This window comes from Oleiphilus sp. HI0067 (assembly GCF_001635735.1).
In genome coordinates, this window is sequence record NZ_LWFI01001048.1 from 1 (window position 1) to 1,150 (window position 1,150).

Genomic DNA, 1,150 nt, shown 5'->3' on the forward strand with positions numbered 1-1,150 from the left:
CAAAGGAACGTGGAGCCTATGAAAGTTTTGAAGGCTCACTATGGGATCAGGGCATTCTTCCTATCGACTCGCTTTATAAACTCAGCCAAGAGCGCGGCGAGCGTTATACCGTTTGTGATTACAGTCAAACCTTAGATTGGGATGGCCTGCGTCAGAAGATTAAAAAGGAGGGAATACGCAACTCAAATGTGATGGCTATCGCGCCAACCGCGACGATCTCCAACATTATTGGTGTGTCGCAATCGATTGAACCGACCTATCAAAATCTATTTGTTAAATCCAACCTGTCCGGTGAATTTACGGTTGTGAATCCATGGCTTGTTGAGGCGCTCAAACGTGAAAATCTTTGGGATGCAGCGATGGTCAATGATCTTAAATATTTCGATGGCAGTGTTAAGAAAATTGATCGTATTCCAGAGAACATCAAGGCACTGTATTCAACTGCTTTCGAGATAGAACCGCATTGGTTAGTGGAAGCGGCAGCACGTCGTCAGAAATGGATTGATCAAGCACAGAGCGTGAATCTTTATATGTCGGAACCCTCAGGTAAAAAGCTGGACAACCTCTACAAAACGGCGTGGAGCCGCGGTTTAAAAACGACCTATTACTTACGTTCGCTGGGTGCAACGCACACTGAGAAAAACAGCACGCCAGTTGATCAAGGGGTTGCTGAGCAAACTTCGACGGTAGTTGGAAGTGCTAGCCAAAACGAAGTTCAGGGAAGCTTATCAAATCACAATCCGCAGACTACTCAGAAAGCGGGAGATGATTTTGAGTTGGCGAAAGGGCAAGAAGCGCCAAAGATGTGTTCAATTCTCGAACCCGACTGCGAAGCTTGCCAATAAGTTTGAGCGCATTGAAACCGAATTATATTTGAGGACCTACTATGTCATTCACCAACAAAAAAACAAGTACAGCAACGCCAAATTGGGATGACCCGCTTGCAGCGGCAATCCCTTCACAGGCACAACCAAGTATCGTCACGAACATCGCAGATCATGCGAAAGAAGAGGAGTTCGTACTCGAAGCGCTTCCTCCCGTGCGTATGGAAGATAAGCGCGTTGTAAATGGCGAAGCTGATGTGAACCAACTCGCGCCATTCAAGTATCCTTGGGCTTGGCAATATTTCTTGAACGCTAACAAAAATCAC

2 pseudogenes are annotated in these 1,150 nt (G+C 46.2%); both read left to right on the forward strand.

The features are described from left to right. A pseudogene (locus tag A3739_RS14435) lies at positions 1–845 on the forward strand (ribonucleoside-diphosphate reductase subunit alpha); the annotation flags it as partial. A gap of 41 nt (positions 846–886) precedes the next feature. Then, positions 887–1,150: pseudogene (locus A3739_RS14440) on the forward strand (ribonucleotide reductase); the annotation flags it as partial.